This is a genomic window from Olleya sp. NP1-10 (assembly GCF_055804415.1).
This window is the reverse complement of the sequence record NZ_CM147840.1, coordinates 1,592,811-1,614,688: the sequence shown is the minus strand read 5'-3', so window position 1 is coordinate 1,614,688 and position 21,878 is coordinate 1,592,811. Positions and strand designations below refer to the sequence as shown.

16 protein-coding genes are annotated in these 21,878 nt (G+C 31.0%); 10 read left to right on the top strand and 6 right to left on the bottom strand.

Going from position 1 to position 21,878, the window contains the following annotated elements:
* Positions 1-328 precede the first annotated feature (328 nt).
* The 3 genes from AC0L4B_RS07420 (at position 329) to AC0L4B_RS07410 (ending at position 2,200) form a co-directional block, all read left to right on the top strand.
* Positions 329-1,222 (top strand): TIGR01777 family oxidoreductase, encoded by an 894-nt coding sequence (locus tag AC0L4B_RS07420; protein ID WP_473439206.1) that lies wholly within the window; start codon positions 329-331, stop codon positions 1,220-1,222.
* 165 nt (positions 1,223-1,387) lie between these two features.
* Positions 1,388-1,942, top strand: a complete 555-nt coding sequence (locus AC0L4B_RS07415; RefSeq protein WP_473439205.1) for a sigma-70 family RNA polymerase sigma factor — start codon at positions 1,388-1,390, stop codon at positions 1,940-1,942.
* Positions 1,943-1,945: 3 nt separating this feature from the next.
* Positions 1,946-2,200, top strand: coding sequence for a hypothetical protein (locus AC0L4B_RS07410; protein WP_473439204.1), 255 nt, complete (start codon positions 1,946-1,948; stop codon positions 2,198-2,200).
* Here AC0L4B_RS07410 and AC0L4B_RS07405 read toward each other — a convergent pair.
* On the bottom strand, positions 2,183-2,704 hold the full coding sequence (locus tag AC0L4B_RS07405) for a UbiA prenyltransferase family protein (RefSeq protein ID WP_473439203.1): 522 nt from the start codon (positions 2,702-2,704) through the stop codon (positions 2,183-2,185). The genes AC0L4B_RS07410 and AC0L4B_RS07405 overlap by 18 nt on opposite strands.
* Positions 2,705-3,170: 466 nt before the next feature.
* Between AC0L4B_RS07405 and gcvP the strand changes: the two genes are divergently transcribed.
* The 4 genes from gcvP to AC0L4B_RS07385 all read left to right on the top strand — a co-directional run bounded on the left by gcvP (position 3,171) and on the right by AC0L4B_RS07385 (position 8,616).
* Positions 3,171-6,023 (top strand): aminomethyl-transferring glycine dehydrogenase, encoded by a 2,853-nt coding sequence (gcvP, locus tag AC0L4B_RS07400; RefSeq protein WP_473439202.1) that lies wholly within the window; start codon positions 3,171-3,173, stop codon positions 6,021-6,023.
* A gap of 93 nt (positions 6,024-6,116) precedes the next feature.
* Complete coding sequence (locus AC0L4B_RS07395; protein WP_473439201.1) at positions 6,117-7,175, top strand: 3-oxoacyl-ACP synthase III family protein; 1,059 nt, start codon at positions 6,117-6,119, stop codon at positions 7,173-7,175.
* 56 nt (positions 7,176-7,231) lie between these two features.
* Entirely contained in the window at positions 7,232-7,759 is a 528-nt protein-coding gene (locus tag AC0L4B_RS07390; protein WP_473439200.1) for a class I SAM-dependent methyltransferase, read from the top strand.
* Between the two features lie 5 nt (positions 7,760-7,764).
* Complete coding sequence (locus tag AC0L4B_RS07385) at positions 7,765-8,616, top strand: glycosyltransferase family 2 protein (protein WP_473439199.1); 852 nt, start codon at positions 7,765-7,767, stop codon at positions 8,614-8,616.
* A gap of 8 nt (positions 8,617-8,624) precedes the next feature.
* Here AC0L4B_RS07385 and AC0L4B_RS07380 read toward each other — a convergent pair whose 3' ends face one another.
* The 5 genes from AC0L4B_RS07380 to AC0L4B_RS07360 form a co-directional block, all read right to left on the bottom strand.
* A complete protein-coding gene (locus tag AC0L4B_RS07380; RefSeq protein WP_473439198.1) occupies positions 8,625-9,431 on the bottom strand; it encodes a DNA/RNA non-specific endonuclease in 807 nt (268 codons plus the stop codon).
* Between the two features lie 3 nt (positions 9,432-9,434).
* Positions 9,435-12,416, bottom strand: coding sequence for a T9SS type A sorting domain-containing protein (locus AC0L4B_RS07375; RefSeq protein ID WP_473439197.1), 2,982 nt, complete (start codon positions 12,414-12,416; stop codon positions 9,435-9,437).
* A gap of 30 nt (positions 12,417-12,446) precedes the next feature.
* Entirely contained in the window at positions 12,447-15,398 is a 2,952-nt protein-coding gene (locus AC0L4B_RS07370; protein ID WP_473439196.1) for a DUF8202 domain-containing protein, read from the bottom strand.
* Positions 15,399-15,618: 220 nt separating this feature from the next.
* Positions 15,619-16,428 carry a tetratricopeptide repeat protein gene (locus AC0L4B_RS07365; RefSeq protein WP_473439195.1) on the bottom strand — a complete coding sequence of 270 codons (810 nt, stop codon included), beginning with the start codon at positions 16,426-16,428 and terminating at the stop codon, positions 15,619-15,621.
* Between the two features lie 115 nt (positions 16,429-16,543).
* Complete coding sequence (locus tag AC0L4B_RS07360) at positions 16,544-16,987, bottom strand: RNA polymerase sigma factor (RefSeq protein ID WP_473439194.1); 444 nt, start codon at positions 16,985-16,987, stop codon at positions 16,544-16,546.
* Between the two features lie 156 nt (positions 16,988-17,143).
* Between AC0L4B_RS07360 and AC0L4B_RS07355 the strand changes: the two genes are divergently transcribed.
* From AC0L4B_RS07355 to AC0L4B_RS07345, 3 genes are all read left to right on the top strand, one after another.
* Entirely contained in the window at positions 17,144-17,572 is a 429-nt protein-coding gene (locus AC0L4B_RS07355) for a hypothetical protein (protein WP_473439193.1), read from the top strand.
* Positions 17,573-18,318: 746 nt separating this feature from the next.
* Positions 18,319-20,097, top strand: a complete 1,779-nt coding sequence (locus tag AC0L4B_RS07350) for a CHAT domain-containing protein (RefSeq protein ID WP_473439192.1) — start codon at positions 18,319-18,321, stop codon at positions 20,095-20,097.
* Between the two features lie 41 nt (positions 20,098-20,138).
* Positions 20,139-21,755 carry a vitamin K epoxide reductase family protein gene (locus AC0L4B_RS07345; RefSeq protein ID WP_473439191.1) on the top strand — a complete coding sequence of 539 codons (1,617 nt, stop codon included), beginning with the start codon at positions 20,139-20,141 and terminating at the stop codon, positions 21,753-21,755.
* Positions 21,756-21,878 lie beyond the last annotated feature (123 nt).

Below are 21,878 nucleotides of genomic sequence, written 5' to 3'. Positions count from 1 at the left end.
TTCAGTTTATGAAAAATCTATATCAAATTAATTATTGGTCAGTTATATTTACAATCCTGCTTAGTTTAACCTTTTGGGGAGGAATAATAGCATTGCCCATTTTAGGAACTATACAATTAACAATAAGTGTAATTATAATCAATAGATTTAAAGCTTTAAATCTAATAAATCGAGTACTATTTATTAGCTACACAATCATAACGATAACTCTAATTTTATTTTTCAAACAATTTAAAGGTGAAGAATTATCAATTTTATTTATGTGGGCCATAGTGTCGTTATTCTTAGCTTGTTTCCATTTATATATAACTTATAATATCTCAAAATCATGAAAACAATAATCATAGCAGGTGGTTCAGGCTTTTTAGGTCAATCATTAAACAATCACTTTACAAAACAAAATTATAAGGTTTTAATTTTAAGCAGAAATCCAAAATCTGAAAATGAAATATTTTGGAATGGCACAACATTAGGTCCTTGGACAAAGCATTTAGAAAACACTGAAGCATTAATTAATTTAGCAGGTAAATCTGTTGATTGTCGCTACACAGATAAAAACAAAAAAGCAATCTACAATTCTAGAATAGACACAACAAATTTATTGGGATTAGCTTTAAATTTGTGTGATAATCCTCCAAAATACTGGTTTAATTCTTCTACTGCAACAATCTACAAAGGGTCTTACAACAAACCAAACACAGAACAAAACGGAATTATTGGTGACGATTTCTCTATGAATATAGCAAAGTCTTGGGAACGTGCTTTTAATGACATAATCACACCAAAAACAAAAAAAGTAATATTACGTACTTCAATTGTTTTAGGTGAAAAAGGAGGTGCCATTACACCCTTAAAACTATTAACAAAATTTGGTTTAGGTGGTAAACAAGCTTCAGGTAAACAAAAAGTTAGTTGGATACATGAAGATGATTTTACAAATGCAATTCAATTTTTAATGGACCAAAAGTTAGAAGGTGTATTCAATCTTTGTGTACCAGAACCAACAGATAATAAAACATTAATGTATACTCTGAGACAAATTTTAAAAGTTCCTTTTGGTATCTCGCATCCTATTTGGTTATTAAAACTAGGAGCATTTTTTTTAGGAACTGAAACAGAACTTGTCACAAAAAGTAGAAACGTAATACCAGAAAAACTTCTTAAAAATGGTTATGTTTTTAAATATAAAAACATAACCACAGCATTAAAAGATTTATTGTAACACATGGAAAACAAAAAAACTTAACAACTTAAGAGGATAACTTTATGTATTATTGTAGGCTTTACATTTAAAAAATTTAGGCATTAAATTATTACCTGTAAAAAATAGTAATTATTTTGTTCTAATTTTATTACATTTAGCCTGAAAAAGAAAAACAAAAATGATATGCCTAACCATAAAATAGATCCTAATCAATGGATAGATTTATACAGCGACTACCTTTTTAATTACACTATAACGCGTGTAAATGACCGAGTAATTGCTCAAGATTTAGTGTCAGACACTTTTTTAGCTGGTCTAAAAAGCATGAAAAATTTTAAAGGAGAAGCAAGTGAGCGTACTTGGTTAGTTTCAATTTTAAAAAGAAAAGTCATTGATTACTATCGCAAAATAAACTCAAACAAAGGTAAAGCTGAAGTTAGAATGTCATATAATAGTGATAGTGAAACCGAAGGAGATTGGCTAGAAGAGCGTGTTGCAGATCCGTTTGACAAAACTGCTGAAGACCAAATAGAAAACACAGAACTAGCAGATGCTATTGAAAGTTGTCTATCTAAACTTCCAAAAAAGCAAGCTAAAATATTTGAAATGAAAACTATTTTAAATTATGAAACAGAAACAATTTGTAATGAATTGCAAATCACTTCGTCTAATCTATGGGTCATAATACACAGAGCACGAGTATCTATGGCAGATTGTTTACAAAATAATTGGTTTTAAAACATGATGAAAAAATTTATGATTTCTTGCGAGGAATCCGGACATATTTGCGACAAATCACAATACGATGAAGCAACATTATGGGAAAAAGTGAAATTTAAATTTCATACCCTATTTTGTGCTATGTGCAAACAACACTCTAAAAACAACACAAAACTTACAGCTTTAATTGATAAAGTAAAGGCTAAAAACTTAACATCTACTGAAAAAAACTCTATAGAATCAGCTTTCAAGAAAGAATTAGATAAGCATCAATAACATCCAGATTATTGGCAAAGCTTCAACCCAGAATGAAGCATAATATTTATTTCTGTTATTACCAGAAAAATAAATAAACACAGCTAATATTAGACTTATCACAAACGTAAAAAGCAAATCTTTACTTTGGCTATTACTTTTAAAATATTCCAAAAAGTAAAAGAACAACTCCAATCCTAAGCCTAGAACTTTGGTGTGCTTTACGCCTATTTTTTGAGGTATGGTAGCTAATTTAATACTATCATATCTTAAATCCCTAATTTCAAAGGGTAACATTAATGCCATCACAAAAACAAAATATTGCACAACTGTAATAATTACGGTTTCACTAAAAGCCACTTTATTATTTATTAAAGGCAATATAACTGTTACACCACTCCATACTAAGGCTATAACATAAACCTTTAAACCACTAATATCTCTTAAATTTTGTTGTGTATCTAAATACCAAGTTTTAGGTAAAAAAGGTATCGCATATAAAAAAGTTATTATAGCAAAAATCACTATGGTAATTAATGTTTCTTTCTGTAATTTTAAACCAAAAAAGCACATCAAAACAAAACATAGCAAGCTAAAAACCTGTATTACTTTTAACCACTTAGCAAGACTCCTATGATCCCATTTGGCTATACCAAAATACTTCACAAAATTATAACCTGTAATTGTAGCAAAAAAGTTAAAAAAAGCACATTAACATCATAAATAACATCAAACCTTTTTAATGTCACCACACTTAAAGCATATACAGATAAAGCAACATGTATACTGCTATTCAAGTAAAAATCTAATAATTGTTTTAACCACTTCACAGTACAAAAATAATTAATCTGTTAATAAAGGTGTCGATTAGTTGAAAACTTTCAATTTTTAACAAAATTTTACTATTAGTTTTCGTTAATTTTGCAAACATTAAAAAACAACTATTTTTTTCTCAAACCTTGTTAAAAAGGTTAATAACAACACAACATAAATGAACACAAACGCATTCGCATTACGTCACATTGGTCCTAGGGAAAATGATCAAAAACTAATGCTTAAAACAGTAAACGCAGATTCAATTGAACAATTAATTTCTCAAACTGTACCTGCTCCAATTCGTCTTGAAAAAGATTTAGATTTAGACGAAGCAATGACAGAATACGAGTACACTAACCACATCAACAATCTGTCAAAACTTAACAAAACATATAAAACTTATATTGGTTTAGGGTATCATCCAACAATTTTACCTGCAGTTATACAACGTAACATTTTAGAAAATCCAGGTTGGTATACTGCCTACACACCTTATCAAGCTGAGATTGCTCAAGGTCGTCTAGAAGCATTGCTTAACTTTCAAACCATGATTACTGACTTAACAGGAATGGAGCTAGCAAATGCCTCTCTTTTAGATGAGAGTACTGCTGCTGCAGAAGCCATGAGTTTATTATTTTCGGTTAGAGCACGTGACCAGAAAAAAGCAGGTATTAACAAGTTTTTTGTTAGTGATGCTATTTTACCACAAACTTTATCTTTATTGCAAACACGTGCAACTCCAATTGGTATTGAGCTTGTCATTGGTAGCGAAGCAGACTTTGACTTTACATCAGACTTTTTTGGAGCCTTATTACAATATCCAGGAAAAGATGGTCAAATTACTGATATCAAAAGTTTTATTAAAAACGCAAATACCAATAATATAAAAGTAGCTGTTGCTGCAGATATTTTAAGTTTAGTTAAACTGGAAGCTCCTGGTAAATTTGGAGCTGATGTTGTCGTTGGTACTACACAACGCTTTGGTATTCCAATGGGTTACGGAGGACCACACGCAGCTTATTTTGCAACTAAAGAAGCTTACAAACGTGATATTCCTGGACGTATTATTGGTGTAACTAAAGATGCAAATGGTAACAGAGCCTTACGTATGGCTTTACAAACCAGAGAACAACACATCAAACGTGACAAAGCAACCTCTAACATTTGTACAGCGCAAGTATTATTAGCAGTTATGGCTGGTATGTATGCAGTTTATCATGGACCAAAAGGATTAACTTTTATTGCAAATCAAGTACATAATGCAACGTCAACATTAGCCAATGCCTTAACTAAAATGGGTATTGAGCAATTAAACACTTCATTTTTTGATACACTTCAGGTTACAGCTAATGCCTCAACTGTAAAAACAATTGCAGAAAAGCACGAGGTTAACTTCTATTACCCTAATGACAATACAGTTACAATCTCAATCAACGAGACAACTTCTGTAAAAGACATCAATGAAATTTTAGATATTTTCGCTGAAGCGGAAACAAAGCCGACTGTAACAATCGATAGTTTTAAAGAAGCAAACAATATACAAGACAGCATACAACGTCAATCATCGTTTTTAACTTTAGACGTATTCAATACGCATCATTCTGAAACCGAATTAATGCGTTATATAAAAGGTTTAGAACGTAAAGATTTAGCCTTAAACCACTCTATGATTTCTCTTGGATCTTGCACAATGAAGCTTAATGCTGCTTCAGAGATGTTACCATTAAGCAACCCTAATTGGGGAAGTATTCATCCTTTTGTACCACAAGACCAAGCTACAGGTTACCAACAAATGCTTACAGCCTTAGAAAATCAATTAACAGAAATTACTGGTTTTGCAGGCACCTCTTTACAACCTAACTCTGGAGCTCAAGGTGAGTACGCAGGTTTAATGGTTATTAGAGCCTATCACGAATCTAGAAACGATCATCATAGAAACATCTGTTTAATACCAAGTTCTGCACACGGAACTAATCCTGCAAGTGCAGTAATGGCTGGAATGAAAGTTGTTGTTACTAAAGCTGATGAAGACGGTAATATTGATGTAGATGATTTACGCGAAAAAGCCGAATTACATAAAGATAATCTAGCTGCATTAATGGTAACTTACCCATCTACTCATGGTGTTTATGAGTCTGGAATTAAAGTTATCACACAATTAATACATGATAATGGTGGTCAAGTCTATATGGATGGAGCCAACATGAATGCTCAGGTTGGATTAACTAATCCTGGAAATATTGGTGCAGACGTTTGTCACTTAAACTTACATAAAACCTTTGCTATACCACATGGTGGTGGTGGACCTGGTGTTGGACCAATTTGTGTTGCCAAACAATTAGTACCATTTTTACCTGGAAATCCTGTTGTAAAAACTGGTGGAAACCAAGCTATAACAGCTATTTCTGCAGCTCCTTTTGGATCTGCTTTAGCATGCTTAATATCTTATGGCTACATTAAAATGTTAGGTGCTGAAGGTTTGAAAAAATCAACCGAAATAGCTATACTTAACGCTAATTACATTAAACACAGATTACAAGGTGCTTTTGAAACTTTATATTCTGGAGAACAAGGTCGTGCTGCACATGAGATGATAATCGATTGTCGTCCATTTAAAGAGCATGGTATTGAGGTTGTTGATATTGCAAAACGTTTAATGGACTATGGTTTTCATGCTCCAACGGTTTCTTTTCCAGTAGCAGGAACTATGATGATTGAACCAACAGAAAGTGAAAGTAAAGCTGAAATGGATCGTTTTTGTGATGCTATGATTTCTATTAGAAAAGAAATTGATGCAGCAACTAAAGATGACAATAATAATCCGTTAAAAAATGCACCACACACTTTATCTATGTTAACTAACGATGAATGGCTATTACCATACTCGCGTCAAACCGCAGCTTACCCTCTTGACTACGTGATAGACAGTAAGTTTTGGCCTTCAGTACGTCGTGTGGATGATGCTTATGGTGATCGTAACCTATTTTGTACATGTGCACCAATAGAAGAATATGCAGACGCTAATTAAGCGTTGAACATCGTAAAAAAATAACCATTTAAAATTGCCTTTAATTAATACTGCTTATCTTAGCAGTCAACAATTAAAGGCAATTTCTTTTTTATGAATATTAAGATTACAGGTACTGGAAGTTATATACCAAGTACCATCGAAAAAAATGAAGATTTTTTTAATCACGAATTTTTAAATGCAGACGGTTCAAAAATTAATAGCCCAAATGAAGTTATAGTTAAAAAATTTAAAGCTATAACAGGAATTGAAGAAAGACGTTATGTAAAACCAGAATTATTAAATTCTGATATTGCATTTTATGCTGCTGAAAAAGCAATTAAAGATGCAAACATTGACAAAGAATCGTTAGACTACATTATCGTTGCACACAATTATGGTGACGTAAAACACAATTCAGATCAAAGTGACACAGTCCCAAGTTTAGCCTCCCGAGTTAAGCATTTATTACAAATTAAAAATCCAAGATGTGTCGGTTACGACTTACTGTTTGGGTGTCCTGGTTGGATAGAGGGTGTTATTCAAGCTAATGCTTTTATCAAATCTGGATTAGCAAAACGTTGTTTGGTTATTGGTACAGAAACATTATCTAGAGTTATTGACAAACATGATCGCGACTCAATGATTTATAGTGATGGAGCTGGAGCTGTAATTGTAGAACAATCTAACGAAGAAGGTGGAATTATTACTCATGAGACTGCCACTTTTGCACTTGATGAAGCACACTTTATTTATTTTGGCGAAACTAATAAACCAGAATCTACAAGTCAACGTCGCTACATAAAAATGTATGGTCGTAAAATTTACGAGTTTGCTTTAACAAACGTACCTCTTGCATTAAAATCTTGTTTAGAAAATAGTGGTTATAACATTAAGGATGTTAAAAAAATATTGATCCACCAAGCTAACGAAAAAATGGACGAAGCTATCGTTAAACGTTTTTACAAACTACACGATATGGATATGCCAGAAGGTATTATGCCAATGAGTATTACTACGCTAGGTAACTCAAGCGTTGCTACAGTGCCAACATTATACGATTTAATTTTAAAAGGAAAACTTGACAATCAAAACATTAATAAAGGTGATATTATTATTTTTGCAAGCGTAGGTGCTGGTATGAATATTAATGCTATCGTTTACAAATATTAATAATTACTAATTTCAATAGGTTTTCGCTGTAGCGGAAATTAAAATGAAACATATTAATGTACGAACAAACTTTTCCGCATAAGCGTTATAAATTAACGTATCAATTTTTAGAAAAACATATATCAAAATCTGAATCACTTTTAGATTTAGGTGTCGAAAATCCGTTTACCAAAATATTAAAAGACAATAATTACAAAGTTGAAAACACTAATGGTGAAGATTTAGATTTTGATGTTTCAAGTATCAAAAACTCTGAAGCTACAGTCGTTACAGCTTTTGAAATATTTGAACATTTACTTAACCCTTTTACTATTTTACAAAACATTAAAGCAGATAAATTAGTTATAAGTGTACCTCTTAGGTTATGGTTTGCTTCTGCTTACAGAAGTAAAACAGACCAATGGGACAGACATTATCATGAGTTTGAAGATTGGCAATTAGATTGGTTACTAGAAAAAACGGGATGGAAAATTATTGATAGAAAACAATGGACTAATCCAACTAAAAAACTTGGAATTAGACCAATATTAAGGTGGTTTACACCTAGATATTACATTATTTATGCTGAAAGAATTTCTAAATAAATAACATGAAATTTTCAATCATAATTCCTGCACATAACGAAGAAACCTCTATTGGATTAACACTTCAGTCATTGGTTGATCAAACGTTAGCTCCAAATGAAATTGTGGTAGTTAATGATAACTCAACAGACAAAACCAGAAGTATTGTTGAAGAATTTCAAAAGAGTTTCAGTTTTATAAAATTGGTAAATGTCACCTCGTCAAACAAACATTTACCAGGCACAAAAATCATTAATGCGTTTTACAAAGGCTTTGCTAAAGCAAATAAAGACTATGATGTTATTTGTAAATTTGATGCTGACCTAATTTTCCCTGTAAACTACCTAGAAACATTAGCTTTTCATTTTGATAAAAACCCAAACATTGGTATGGTTGCTGGTTATTGTTATATAGAAAAAAATGGGAATTGGATTTTAGAATCTATTACAGGAAAAGATCACATTAGAGGAGCTTTAAAAGCTTATAAAAAAGAATGCTTTGAAGACATTGGTCAACTTAAAACAGCAATGGGTTGGGATACCATAGATGAGCTTTTAGCAAAATACAACAACTGGAATATCGTTTTAGACGACTCTTTACATGTTAAGCACTTAAAACCCACAGGAGCTAGCTATAATAAAAGCGCTAAATACCTTCAAGGTGAAGCGATGTACAAAATGCGTTATGGTTTTTTATTGACTTTAATTACTGCTTTAAAAATGGGCTTTAAAAAGAAAAGTTTCCGCTATTTTAAAGATTATATTATTGGATATTTAAAAGCTAAAATAAACAGACCCGATTACTCAGTAACTAAAACCGAAGGAGAATACATTAGAAAATTACGTTGGAATGGAGTAAAACAAAAGCTTAAAGCTTAGTATAAAATTTAAAAACTCCAACCTTTATAACTGCTTGAAGCTTCTAATTTATTTTCTGTATCATCATCTAATCCTGAGAAGAAATCAATACCTGTCAATTGTTCAATTTCATCTACAGAAGTAACAAACTTATATAATGGTAAATCTGAGTTTTTATGTTCCATTAAAAAAGCAATAACTTTAGTTTGACCTGAGTTATTATCAATTAAAATTTTATAAAACTGATTAGGAACAGCAACTTTTTCTGTGCCTATAGTTTTCATCTTTCCTTTTAAAACGCCTCCAGTAACTACAAAAACTCCATCATATTTTTTAGCCCAATATCTTGTTTTTATCTCCAATCTATTCCAAACTCCAGCATTAAAATTATGAGTTTGAGGAGAAATATTACTCGTTAAAAACGTTTCATCATGCGCTTCTAGAGTATATTTTCTATCTCCTGCTGGGCACAAATGACCTCGATCATAGCCTGATTTTTTATAATTTCTCCAATGTGCTGCTCCTGTTTTTACAGCAGCATCAATTTCAAAATAAGGACGTTTAAAATCAGCATTACTTAGGTGCGATTTCTTAAGCTCATAAGCAACCCATTCTGCTTGCTCATGCGATTCACTATAACTTAAACTATAACCATCATGGTGCACAACTTGACCTGTTGTACTAGTTGGTAAAAAATATTCATTAGTAGCAGATTTAACTGTTTCTCCATGTGAAACAAATTCTGCTTTGTCTTGAATATCAAGATATTCTTTAATTCCATAAGTTGCAATGACAACCAAAGCAGTTAACAAAGAATATTTCGTTTTATTAGTCATTAATTACTTCACAAATTTAAGCGTCGTTTTTACTCCTGAAGTTTCTACTATTTCTGCTATATAGATTCCAGAATTTAGTGCTGACATAGACACTTCTTGAGTTGTAATAGTATCAAACGATTGTATAGCTTGTCCTAAAATGTTATATATTTTTAGGTTCTTTATAGTCTTTAAATCTTCTATTCCGTCTAACACTAAATGATCACTGCTAATATTATAATACACAGCGACATCATTCTGATTAAAATCTGTGTTTGATAACGTTTCTGAAGTTTGATAGACTACAGAAAATCTTGCTTGATCAATAGCATCGGTAAGATACAACGTCACTGGTGTTGTCGTGATATCGTAAAATACATTACTCTGATTGTCTTTTAAATAAATAGATTCGTTTGCTGGAAAATTTAAAGTTTCACTTATTTTAAACGTGTAATCTCCTGAATTACTAATGCTTATTCCTAACGGAATTTCTTCTGAAACATCAAAACTATTTAATCCTTGAATACACAATTCTTTTTCTGGAATAGTCCAGTATATTTGATTGGATAGCGTATTAAACCTTTCGCTATCATAACCTCTGTCATAACCAGGACTTGCATTTTGGTCATACCCTAACGCAATTGTCATTGTATTATCTAAAGCATCTTTAAACTGAAGCTTGTATTTTATACGATTATCCGTTGTTGTGGCTTGAGCAGAACGGTAAAATGTAGACTCGCTTAACGATTCTCTTGCAAATTCACGTTGACTGTTTCTAAACTGTATGTTTCCACTATTAGCTATTTTAACAAAGAAACCTTGTCCTACTGCTACCGAATCTTTTGGTGCTCCTTTTGAAGACGTTCCGCCTGCTGCTGGTGTTGGTGCTGCTACTGAATATAGTAAATTATATGTCGCATATCCACCTTGATAATCTGCTAAAATATGAGAACTATTTGTTTCAAAATGCTCATAAAAGTATAAGGAACCATCTGTAATAGGATCATTGTCATTTATAAACTGTGCAGCTCCAATTGCAGAAGGATATGGATTACCTACTAAAATTTGGTTTCCTGCTAAAGCTGGAATAGTAATATCACCATCGTTTGCTGTACCGTTAAACCAATAAGATTCGCCTGATGGAGCTCCACTTCCTGAACCTTTCATAGTATATCCAATACCTGGTATTAATGTTGTGGTTGGTGTTATTTGTTGCCATCCAGCATAATTATCTAGTAAATCATTAAAGGTATACAACCAATAACTACTAAGTTCTATTGGACTTGCTGATGGATTTGCATCATAGCTTGTTGTAAATCCAACTGCGCCTGAAGCGGTTTCTAGATAACTAACTTGCCAATCTCCTGCTCTGTTTACTGGTGAAGACCAAAAATTATAATTGTATAAATTTGAAGTCCCTTCTTGCGTCATTTTTAAAATTCCACTTCCTGTATTTAAACTTGGGCCTGTATGGTTTTGGATTAATTGCGCTTCGCCTGAAAACTGAATTATTCCGCTGTTATTGACACCATTCTCTACCTCTAATAATAATCCATCTACAACTTCAAATAAAGCGCCTGTTTCTACTTCTACTTCTCTTACAAAAGCATCTGCATTTAAAAGTGCTAAACTACCTGCTTTAACCGTTAGTTTTAAACAAGAATCTGAAGTATCTGGTGCATTTAAGGTTCCTGAACCGTTAAAATATGCTGAACCATCCCAAACGATTTGATCTAAGTAACGTAATGTAAAATAATCTCCATCTGAAAATACAACATTTGATGCTGAGGCTGATGTCCCTGAAACTGTTAAGTCGTAAGTGGTTGGTAACGTAAAATTACTATCATTACTAACGACTAATTGTAACGGTTGGCAACTTTGCTTACCTGTTAAATCTATTGCTGAAATATCAAAACTAACAGATACTGTACCTAAATCACCGACTTTGCTAACTCGCCATTTTGAATTTAATTGTTCTCTGTAATTAGTTGTTTCTGTTGAAAAATTATAAGTTGGATCTTTGGTTTCTTCTCCCCAAAATAAATAATCTCCATTAGATAAAGTTGATGGTGTATTAATCCTAACTATTCCTGTTCCTTGTGAGTCTGTATGACTGGATCCATCTGACGCTTGACCTATTCCTGCAACGTCATGATCAAAGTTTCCGTTGGCAGCATTGTCTTGTGTGTAGAAGTCATTTGCAGTTAAAGTAATATCATATTTTGCTGACAAATAATTATTTACAATTATAGATTCAGCTTGAGTTAACTTATAGTTATAATGTATAATCTCTGACATCTCACCATTATAATAACGATCATAATTAACATTCATCGTCCCTATAGTTAAAGGTTGATTTGAGTTAACAATGCTTGTAGAAGCTTCGTTAGCAGTCAACAAAACACTTCCGTTATTAAAAATCGAACTTCTAGAACTAGCTGGATTACTACCATCAAAATCAAAACCAATAATTTGATTTTGATTATCAACAAATGTCTGAGAAGTACTAAAACGGTTATTATTGGTTACTACGTCACTAGTCATTCTTCTATTATAAAAAAAGAAAGAATAAGAATAATTGGTATTAACAGTATAAGTAATCCTCTTACTTACAATAGCATGTACATCATTACTACTACTTAATCCTTCTGGTCTAACAACAGAAAAATAACTAATAGAATTTGTTCCGTCTAATATATCATCATCTTCAACTCTAAGCCAATCCCTTACACCATTAAAACTAACACTTGGGTAATTGTTAAGTGACGAAGTACTAATAAAAGAAGGTTCTTCTCCTGCTATAGTTTGATTTGCATGATTATTATTACCAGATGCATCTTGCCAATTAGAAACTATAGACCCATCTGTTTGATTGATATCGTCAGCTTTAAGCCACAAACCATTTATAGACGAATCACCTACACCACCTGGTCCAGTTTGAGCAAATAAAAGAATAGGTAACATTAACGTAAAAAACGTTAATGCAAGTTGAGATTTTATAAACATACTATTTTGATAAAATTAATATGTGAATTATTACTTCACAAATTTAAGCGTCGTTTTTACTCCTGAAGTTTCTACTATTTCTGCGATATATATTCCAGAATTTAGTGCTGACATAGACACTTCTTGAGTTGTAACAGTATCAAACGATTGTATAGTTTGTCCTAAAATATTATATATTTTTAGGTTCTTTATAGATTGTAAATCCTCTATTCCGTCTAACACTAAATGATCACTGCTAATATTGTAATACACAGCGACATCATTCTGATTAAAATCTGTGTTTGATAACGTTTCTGAAGTTTGATAGACAACAGAAAATCTTGCTTGATCAATAGCATCGGTAAGATACAACGTCACTGGTGTTGTCGTGATATCGTAAAATACATTACTCTGATTGTCTTTTAAATAAATAGATTCGTTTGCTGGAAAATTTAAAGTTTCACTTATTTTAAACGTGTAATCTCCTGAGTTACTAATGCTTATTCCTAACGGAATTTCTTCTGAAACATCAAAACTATTTAACCCTTGAATACATAATTCTTTTTCTGGAATAGTCCAATATATTTGATTGGATAGTGTATTAAGTCTTTCGCTATCATAACCTCTGTCATAACCAGGACTTGCATTTTGGTCATACCCTAACGCAATTGTCATTGTATTATCTAAAGCATCTTTAAACTGAAGCTTGTATTTTATACGATTATCCGTTGTTGTGGCTTGAGCAGAACGGTAAAATGTAGACTCGCTTAACGATTCTCTTGCAAATTCACGTTGACTGTTTCTAAACTGTATGTTTCCACTATTAGCTATTTTAACAAAGAAACCTTGTCCTACTGCTACCGAATCTTTTGGTGCTCCTTTTGAAGACGTTCCGCCTGCTGCTGGTGTTGGTGCTGCTACTGAATATAGTAAATTATATGTCGCATATCCACCTTGGTAATCTGCTAAAATATGAGAACTATTTGTTTCAAAATGCTCATAAAAGTATAAGGAACCATCTGTAATAGGATCATTGTCATTTATAAACTGTGCAGCTCCAATTGCAGAAGGATAGGGATTACCTACTAAAATTTGATTTCCTGCCAAAGCTGGAATGGTAATATCACCATCGTTTGCTGTTCCGTTAAACCAATAAGATTCACCTGATGGAGCTCCACTTCCTGAACCTTTCATTGTATATCCAATACCTGGTATTAATGCTGTGGTTGGTGTTATTTGTTGCCATCCAGCATAATTATCTAGTAAATCATTAAAGGTATACAACCAATAACTACTAAGTTCTATTGGGCTTGCTGATGGATTTGCATCATAGCCAGTTGTAAATCCAACTGCGCCTGAAGCGGTTTCTAGATAACTAACTTGCCAATCTCCTGCTCTGTTTACTGGTGAAGACCAAAAATTATAATTGTATAAATTTGAAGTCCCTTCTTGCGTCATTTTTAAAATTCCATTTCCTGTATTTAAACTTGGACCTGTGTGGTTTTGGATTAATTGCGCTTCGCCTGTAAACTGAATCGTTCCGTTGTTATTTACGCCATTCTCTACCTCTAATAATAATCCATCTACAACTTCAAATAAAGCGCCTGTTTCTACTTCTACTTCTCTTACAAAAGCATCTGCATTTAAAAGTGCTAAACTACCTGCTTTAACCGTTAGTTTTAAACAAGAATCTGAAGTATCTGGTGCATTTAAGGTTCCTGAACCGTTAAAATATGCTGAACCATCCCAAACGATTTGATCTAAGTAACGTAATGTAAAATAATCTCCATCTGAAAAAGCAACATTTAATGCTGAAGCTGATGTCCCTGAAACTGTTAAATCATATGTGGTTAGTGATGTAAAATTACTATCATTACTAACGACTAATTGTAACGGTTGGCAACTTTGCTTACCTGTTAAATCTATTGCTGAAATATCAAAACTAACAGATACTGTACCTAAATCACCGACTTTGCTAACTCGCCATTTTGAATTTAATTGTTCTCTATAATTAGTCGTTTCTGTTGAAAAATTATACGTTGGATCTTTGGTTTCTTCTCCCCAAAATAAATAATCTCCATCAGATAATGATGATGGTGTATTTATCCTTACTATTCCTGTTCCTTGTGAGTCTACATGATTAGTTCCGTCTGAAGCTTGACCTATTCCAGCAACGTCATGATCAAAATCTCCATTAGCAGCATTGTCTTGTTGATAGAAGTCAACAGCAGCATTCAAATTTAACCCATATTTAGCTGTAAGATAATTTTGAATAATTATTCTTTCTGCGGTATTAATTACTTGGTTAAAAATTATTACTTCAGTAAAATCCCCTTCATGAGACTGATTATCAGCATAATTACCATCTACAGCATCTTGCTCAGCACCTAAAGCTAAACTTCCGCCTTGTGTAATACTTGTTCCGTTTCTATGACTGACGTTACGTCTTAAAACACCATCTAAATAAGAAAACACTCCATTACCAGTATTAATCCAGCTCATGTCAACCATATGCCAATTACCATCATTTGCATCGATATTTAAACCTGTATTACCAGCGCGATAATATTGTAAATTACCACTATTGAACAGTAAATAATCGTTATCGGTTCCTGTTGAATTGTAAGATAGAATTCCATCTCCAGAATCAAGAGTTTTATTGATGTAAAAAGTTGTAATTTGAGTTGTCGGGAAATTTGTAAAATTAGTTTTTCTTAGCCTTCTATTTCCTACATCAAACCTAACCGCATCATAACCATTTACATAATCGTTAACAATATTAGGTCGTATTGTTGCATCAGGTTGACGCAAAGCATTTCCATTACCTGAAGTATCATTCCATATATCAATACTTGAACCGTCAGTTAAGCTAAAATTATCAGGTTGCAACCATAATACTTGATTTGAAGAATTACCGACACCACCTGGTCCAGTTTGAGAAAATAAATAAGTAGGTAATATTAATGCGCAAAGCATTAATAATAATTGAGATTTAGCTAGCATACTAATTAGTTTATATTTAGGGAACAACGAAAATAATAAAATTAGAAGCTAGCTTAAAAACTTTGAGTGTTAGCATTTTACACCATTCGACAAATAACAAAAAACAACGATTAAAAGCGTGCTGATTTTTAACAAACATGTCAAAAAGTGGATAAAACACCATAAAAAAAGGAATTTACCACAACAAATCAGAGGTATTTCCTACAAAAATTCAAAAATATCATTTTAACTTACTATACATGTCTATTGCTTGATTATACTTGTAGTGATTTTTATCCTTCAAGATAATTTCAAGCTGCTGTTTAGCTTCATCTATATTTTCTAATTTTAAGTACAACAAAGCTTTATACCAATACCCCTTAGAAAAATCTATACTATCGCTTTCAACTATTTTATCAAAAGTTGCTAAAGCCTCTTTATGTTTACCTAATTCTAGCTGAGTAATACCTAGATACAAATAAACATTTACATTATTTAAGCTTGGATTTTCAAGTGCCTTAACATACAAACTATTTGCTGTTTTATAATCCTTATTAATAAAAGCATTTTCAGCATTTTGCAGTACATCGCTTTGTGCATCACCTCTTTCTATTAAAGATGGTAGTTCTTCCCAGGAATTGTAATTATTATATAGATTTGTGTCTCGATTTAAAATAAAGAGGCCAATAATTAAAACAACAGAAGCTGCAATAGCAAAAAAGGAATTGATCTTAACCTTATTTGCTTTTGATGACTTTACATTGTTTTTATTGTATTCCGCAGACACCTTCGACAAAGTATTTTTCAACCTTTTAGCATCTTCACTGTTAAGATAACTAGTTAAATCTTCAAATTTATTTGAAGTTGATTTCTCTAAAAACTGCCAATCCTCATCATTATACTGAATACGCATTTCTTTATTAACAGCTACATAATTTTGCAATTCCATATTAGAAGATAATTCTTCTTTAAATTTCGTCAATTCTGAATCAGTCATTAAACCATCCAAATAATCATCCACCTGTATTTTTAAACTCTCAGATATACTCATAATGTCTTTAATTGATTAAAACGACTATCACTTTTAATCATTTCTGTTAATTTACTTTTACACTTAAACACACGTTGTCTAACCACATTTTCATCATTATAATCTAATTCTTTAGCTATAATTTTATAAGGAATTTTTTTAAAAAACGCTGTAATATTTCCTTACAATTACCAGAAATCAACTCTAATTTTTCTTGAAAAAACTCCCATCTTTCTTGTTCTAATATTGACTGAGCTAAATCGTTAGTATCATTATCAAGTTCAATTGGTTGATCAATTGTTACCACTTTTTTTGTTTTATTTAGCTCACGTCGCCATAAATTTTTACAAGCTGTAAACAAATAACCATCAAACGTAGATTTAATTTCAATATTCTGCACTTGTAATCGAGCCATAATTTGCAATATAGCCTTCTGAAAAACATCCTCTGCGTCTGGCTCTTGACCAAAGTTTTGCAATACAAACCGTTTGACATTAGGATAGATAGCCTGATAAATTTCTAATATTACTTTTTCATTTTTGGTTTGTAAACCAGTAATAAAGTAATCGTTTTTTTTCATTTAAAACATGTATTGATCATCAAGAGATAAAGCCACAAAAACCAGACCTAAATAAAAAAATCTTTTGAATGGCGAGAAAAAACATCTGGACTTGGGTAACAAATATATATATTTATGAACTGGATTACATAAAACACAATAAATTTAAACTTTTATATGAAAACTAAACAAGTAAATTATTTATCTCTAAAAATATTACTATTAGCGCTCGCAATGTCATTTTTTAATTGTACCGTTAACAGTATTGAGCATGAATCAAATGAAGAAAATTTAAGTGAAGAATCACTAAGACTTACTGCTGTTAACCCATGTGATTGTACCCAACACGGAGAAGAAGGAGGAGGTACTGATGATAATAATAGTACAAATGGTGACCTAGATGAAAATGGTGATGGTGACCAAGATGGTGATGGTGACCCTGACGAATCAGACCCAGACCCAAATGACCCATGTAAAGCTTCAAGAGGAAGTACACCTGATCCCGAAAACCCAATATGGTATAATGCCGATTGTGATTTTGACGGCATAATAAATGGCATAGACCCAAATCCATACAGAAATGATGACAGTGAGCCTTTTAACTAAAAACATATTTAAATTTTTAATATTATTAACTATTTGTAACAAAACATTTGCACAAGAAAATTCAAGCTACTATTTAGAAACTATCAATTCTAAAGAATATACTAAAGAAAAAAAGAGACTATCTTAGATAGTCTCTTTTCTAATTTTAATTACGACAACTTTTATGACATACATGAATATTCTAGGTGGTTAAAAAAAACAATCACATTGAAAAAGCTATACTTATAAATGAAAAACAACGGACTAAAGTATCTTTTTACTCCAAAAAAATAATGTAATAAGAAAAAAATAATTAAAAACTTAGGTTTTTTTAATTTCTTAAAGGAAGAGTACTACCAAGCCTTATATTACTATTACTTATCTACATTAATCAATGAAAGCGAAGAATATACAGCTGTAGCTTATAGAAAAATTGGACAGATTTTTTTAGACTAGGCGATTATTATAATGCTGAAAAATACTTCGATAAAGTACTTGCTCTACCCAAAAACAACCACTTAATTATTTATTTATTAAGCTGCGAAAACGCAAGTATTAATCTTAAAAAATTTCAAACAGAAGAAAAATTTAATAAAGGTGTTCAAATTCTTCAAGGTGGTATTGAAACTCTGAAAAAACATAAAGTAAAAAATCATAATAACAGAGTTATAAATATGTACAAACATTTCGGCAATCTATATACTGAAAACTTAAAACTAAATAGCTTAAATCATTTTAAAAAAGGTCTAGAGTATTATAACAAAAGTTTGAAACTTGCAAAAAAAATTAATGATACTATAAGTATATCTGAAATACTTAACAATATTGGTTATTTACACTTATTAGTAAATAATAATAACTCAATTAATTATTTAGAACAAAGTTTAAAATTTTCAAAAAGAAAACTTGACATATCAACCACGTACAATAACATCGCTAGCTATTACAAACAAAATGACAAATTAAAACTTTCACTTGAAAATATTAATAAGTCCATAGAAACCATAATTGAAGATAAAAAACCTTTAAGAACCAATAAACACAAATTTTATCTACTTAATAAATTAATAGATAAAGGTATTATTTTAAACACATTAAACAAATACGAAGATGCTTTAGAGACCTTTAAAATCTGTGACTACCTACTTGACTTAGTACGATATGAAAGCAATAGCACTTACTCAAAATTGTTTTGGCAGGAAAAGGCTACACGACTTTTTACAGAAGCAACAAAAACTTGCTACTTTTTAAATGACACTAAATCTGCTTTTTATTTTATAGAAAAAAACAAAGCTATATTACTTCTTGAAAATATTAACAAACAAAAACACAATCCAAACGATGAAATAAACTTTGAAATCTTTAAAAACCTTAAAATGTCTGATTACAAGACAGAAGATTTTTCTAATGAATCTAAAATTATGGATTTAAAAGAAGTTCAAAATAATTTACCCTTAAACACAGTGTTACTAGATTACATTATTAATGATGACTTTGGCTATCTAATAATCGTATCAAAACATGACACAGAACTATATGAAATTTGTGATTTAGATATTCTGGCAAAGGATATAACATCCTATTTACAATTAATATCTCAACCAACAACAAAAAGAAGTAATCTAAAAAAATTAGAGGCTTTATCAAATGGCATAACTAAGACAATACTGCCTTTTAAATTAGATAAAAACAACTATACTAAACTAATAATTAGTCCAGATTACAATCTTCAAAATATTCCTTTTGAAAGCTTGAATTATAATAACAAATTTTTAATTGAAACTTTTGAAACATCTTATATTTACTCCTACTCTTATTTAATTAGTAATAATTTAATTAAAAGAGAGCCAAAAAAACAGTTTATTAATTTTGCTCCTTACTCATTTAATTATGACAAACTAAAGAAGCTTAAATATAGTCTTACTGAATCTAAAGAAATATTCAAAATTTTAGATGGTCAACATTTTGAAAAAGAACTAGCAGTTTTAAAAAGTTTTAAAGAAAACATTAACGGTTTTAATATTATAAACATCTCTTCTCATGCTAATGCAAACGACTCCATAAACCCTTGGATTGCTTTTAAAGATCAAAAATTATATTTAGATGATATTTATAAAACCAAAAATCAAGCAGAATTAGTTGTACTAAATGCATGTAAAACATCCTTAGGAGAAATAAAAAAAGGAGAAGGTGTTTTCAGTTTAGCAAGAGGTTTTTTTAAATCCGGATCTAAAAGTGTCGTATCATCGCTATGGAATGTGAATGACAAATCCAACTCTGAAATAACAATTAATTTCTACAAGTACTTAAAAAAAGGAAAAACAAAAAGTGCGGCTTTAAGACAAGCAAAACTAGACTATTTAAATACTCATAGTTTAAGTGAAGCATCTCCTTATTATTGGTCTTCTTTAATTTTAATTGGTGACGACTCTACAATCGAGCTAAATAACAATAAACACTTGACTTACAGCATTATAATGTTAACAATGCTATTTTTAGTGATTTTTCTCATAAAAAAATCAAAAATATTGGGTAACAAATTTTAGTATTCAGGAACAATTAAGAAAACAACAAATTCTTAATTATTTTGAAAGACACTTTATCCTTTTTAGTACAATCGCTTCTTCAAAAAAATAAAATTAAAGTTGATAGCGAAGAGTTGAATTTTCAAATTCAGAGTCATCCATCCTACCCAAGTTTACATGCTATAACAGGCGTGTTAACTCATTTTAATATAGACCACCTTGCTTTACGAGTACCTGTAGACATAAACACTTTAAGCCAATTACCAAATAGTTTTATTGCGCAGTTAAAACTTGACAATACAACAGATCTTGTATTAGTCACAAGAAAAGGAAACAACTACAAAGTAATCTTAAACAGCAAAAAAAGCAAAACGTTAACAACAACAGACTTCTTACAAGAATTTACAGGCATCTTAGTTGGGATCGAGCCAGATGACACAAAACAAAACAATAGAGTAACGACAGCTAATTTTGCAAAACCATTATTAGTTACAGCTATACTATTATTCAACATATTATTTTTTTATTCTAACCCTAATCTTACTGAAATATTTTACTTTTTAACCACAGTAACAGGAGTAATAATTAGCTATTTAATCATACAGCATGATTTAGGGTTAGATTCTAAAATAATAGATAAAATTTGCTCTCAAGAAAGTAAAACAACTAATTGTAATGCTGTTCTAAACTCAAAAGGAGCAACTTTGTACAAAAACGTAAAATTAAGTGATATTAGCTTTATTTATTTTACAGCCATTAATACCGCTTCACTATTATTAAGCATAACAAAGCATTCATTTAACCTACTATATATCATAAGCTTAATCGCATCACCTGTAGTATTCTATTCTATCTATTATCAACTAAAAATTTCAAAAAACTGGTGTGTACTATGTCTAGGTATTGTATCTGTATTAATAACGCAAACATTATTTTTCTTTTACACAATTTATAACTTCTCATCAATAAGCTTTGATCAAATCTTAATAATTAGTCTCTCATTTGTAATCATCACCTCTTTTTGGTTATTTACAAGCTCTAAATTAAAACAAGAACAGGACTACAAAAAACTTAAAATCGAGTCTAATAAATTTAAACGAAACTTTGATTTATTTGACACACTATTAAAACAATCAAAATTTATTGACACAGCTCTTCCTAATACTCCAGAGATAATCTTAGGAAACAAAAATGCAACTTTAAACATCACTGTCATTACTAATCCTTTTTGTGGACACTGTAAAAATGTTCATACTCTAGTTGAATCGCTTTTAAAGTCTTATCATAATAATTTAAATATCACTATCAGGTTTAATATAAACACGAGTAATCTTGAAAGCAACGGAGTATTAGTTTCAAGTAGATTACTAGAATTATTTCACAATGAAGGTGAAGTAGAATGTTTAAAAGCAATGCATGACATTTACACTAATCCTGATGCAAAATCTTGGCTGACTACTTGGAATACATCAAACAATTCTGAAATCTATAAAGATATTCTTGAAACAGAATACAATTGGTGCTTAGATAATAACATCAATTTTACACCAGAGCTTTTAGTTAACGGACAGTCATACCCAAAAGCTTATGACAGAAGTGACTTAACCTATTTTATTGAAGATCTGAATGAGGTTTCCAATATAAAAATCTCTAAAAACAAATTACAAAAAACTACATAAAATAGCAAAGCTCTAAATGGGCTTTGCGTTTTTGAACAATATTTCTCTCGCGAAGAATAGACATAAACTGTGAGTGTCTTTAATGTTCACAGCAAAAATAAATTTATTAAAATTTTTAAAATG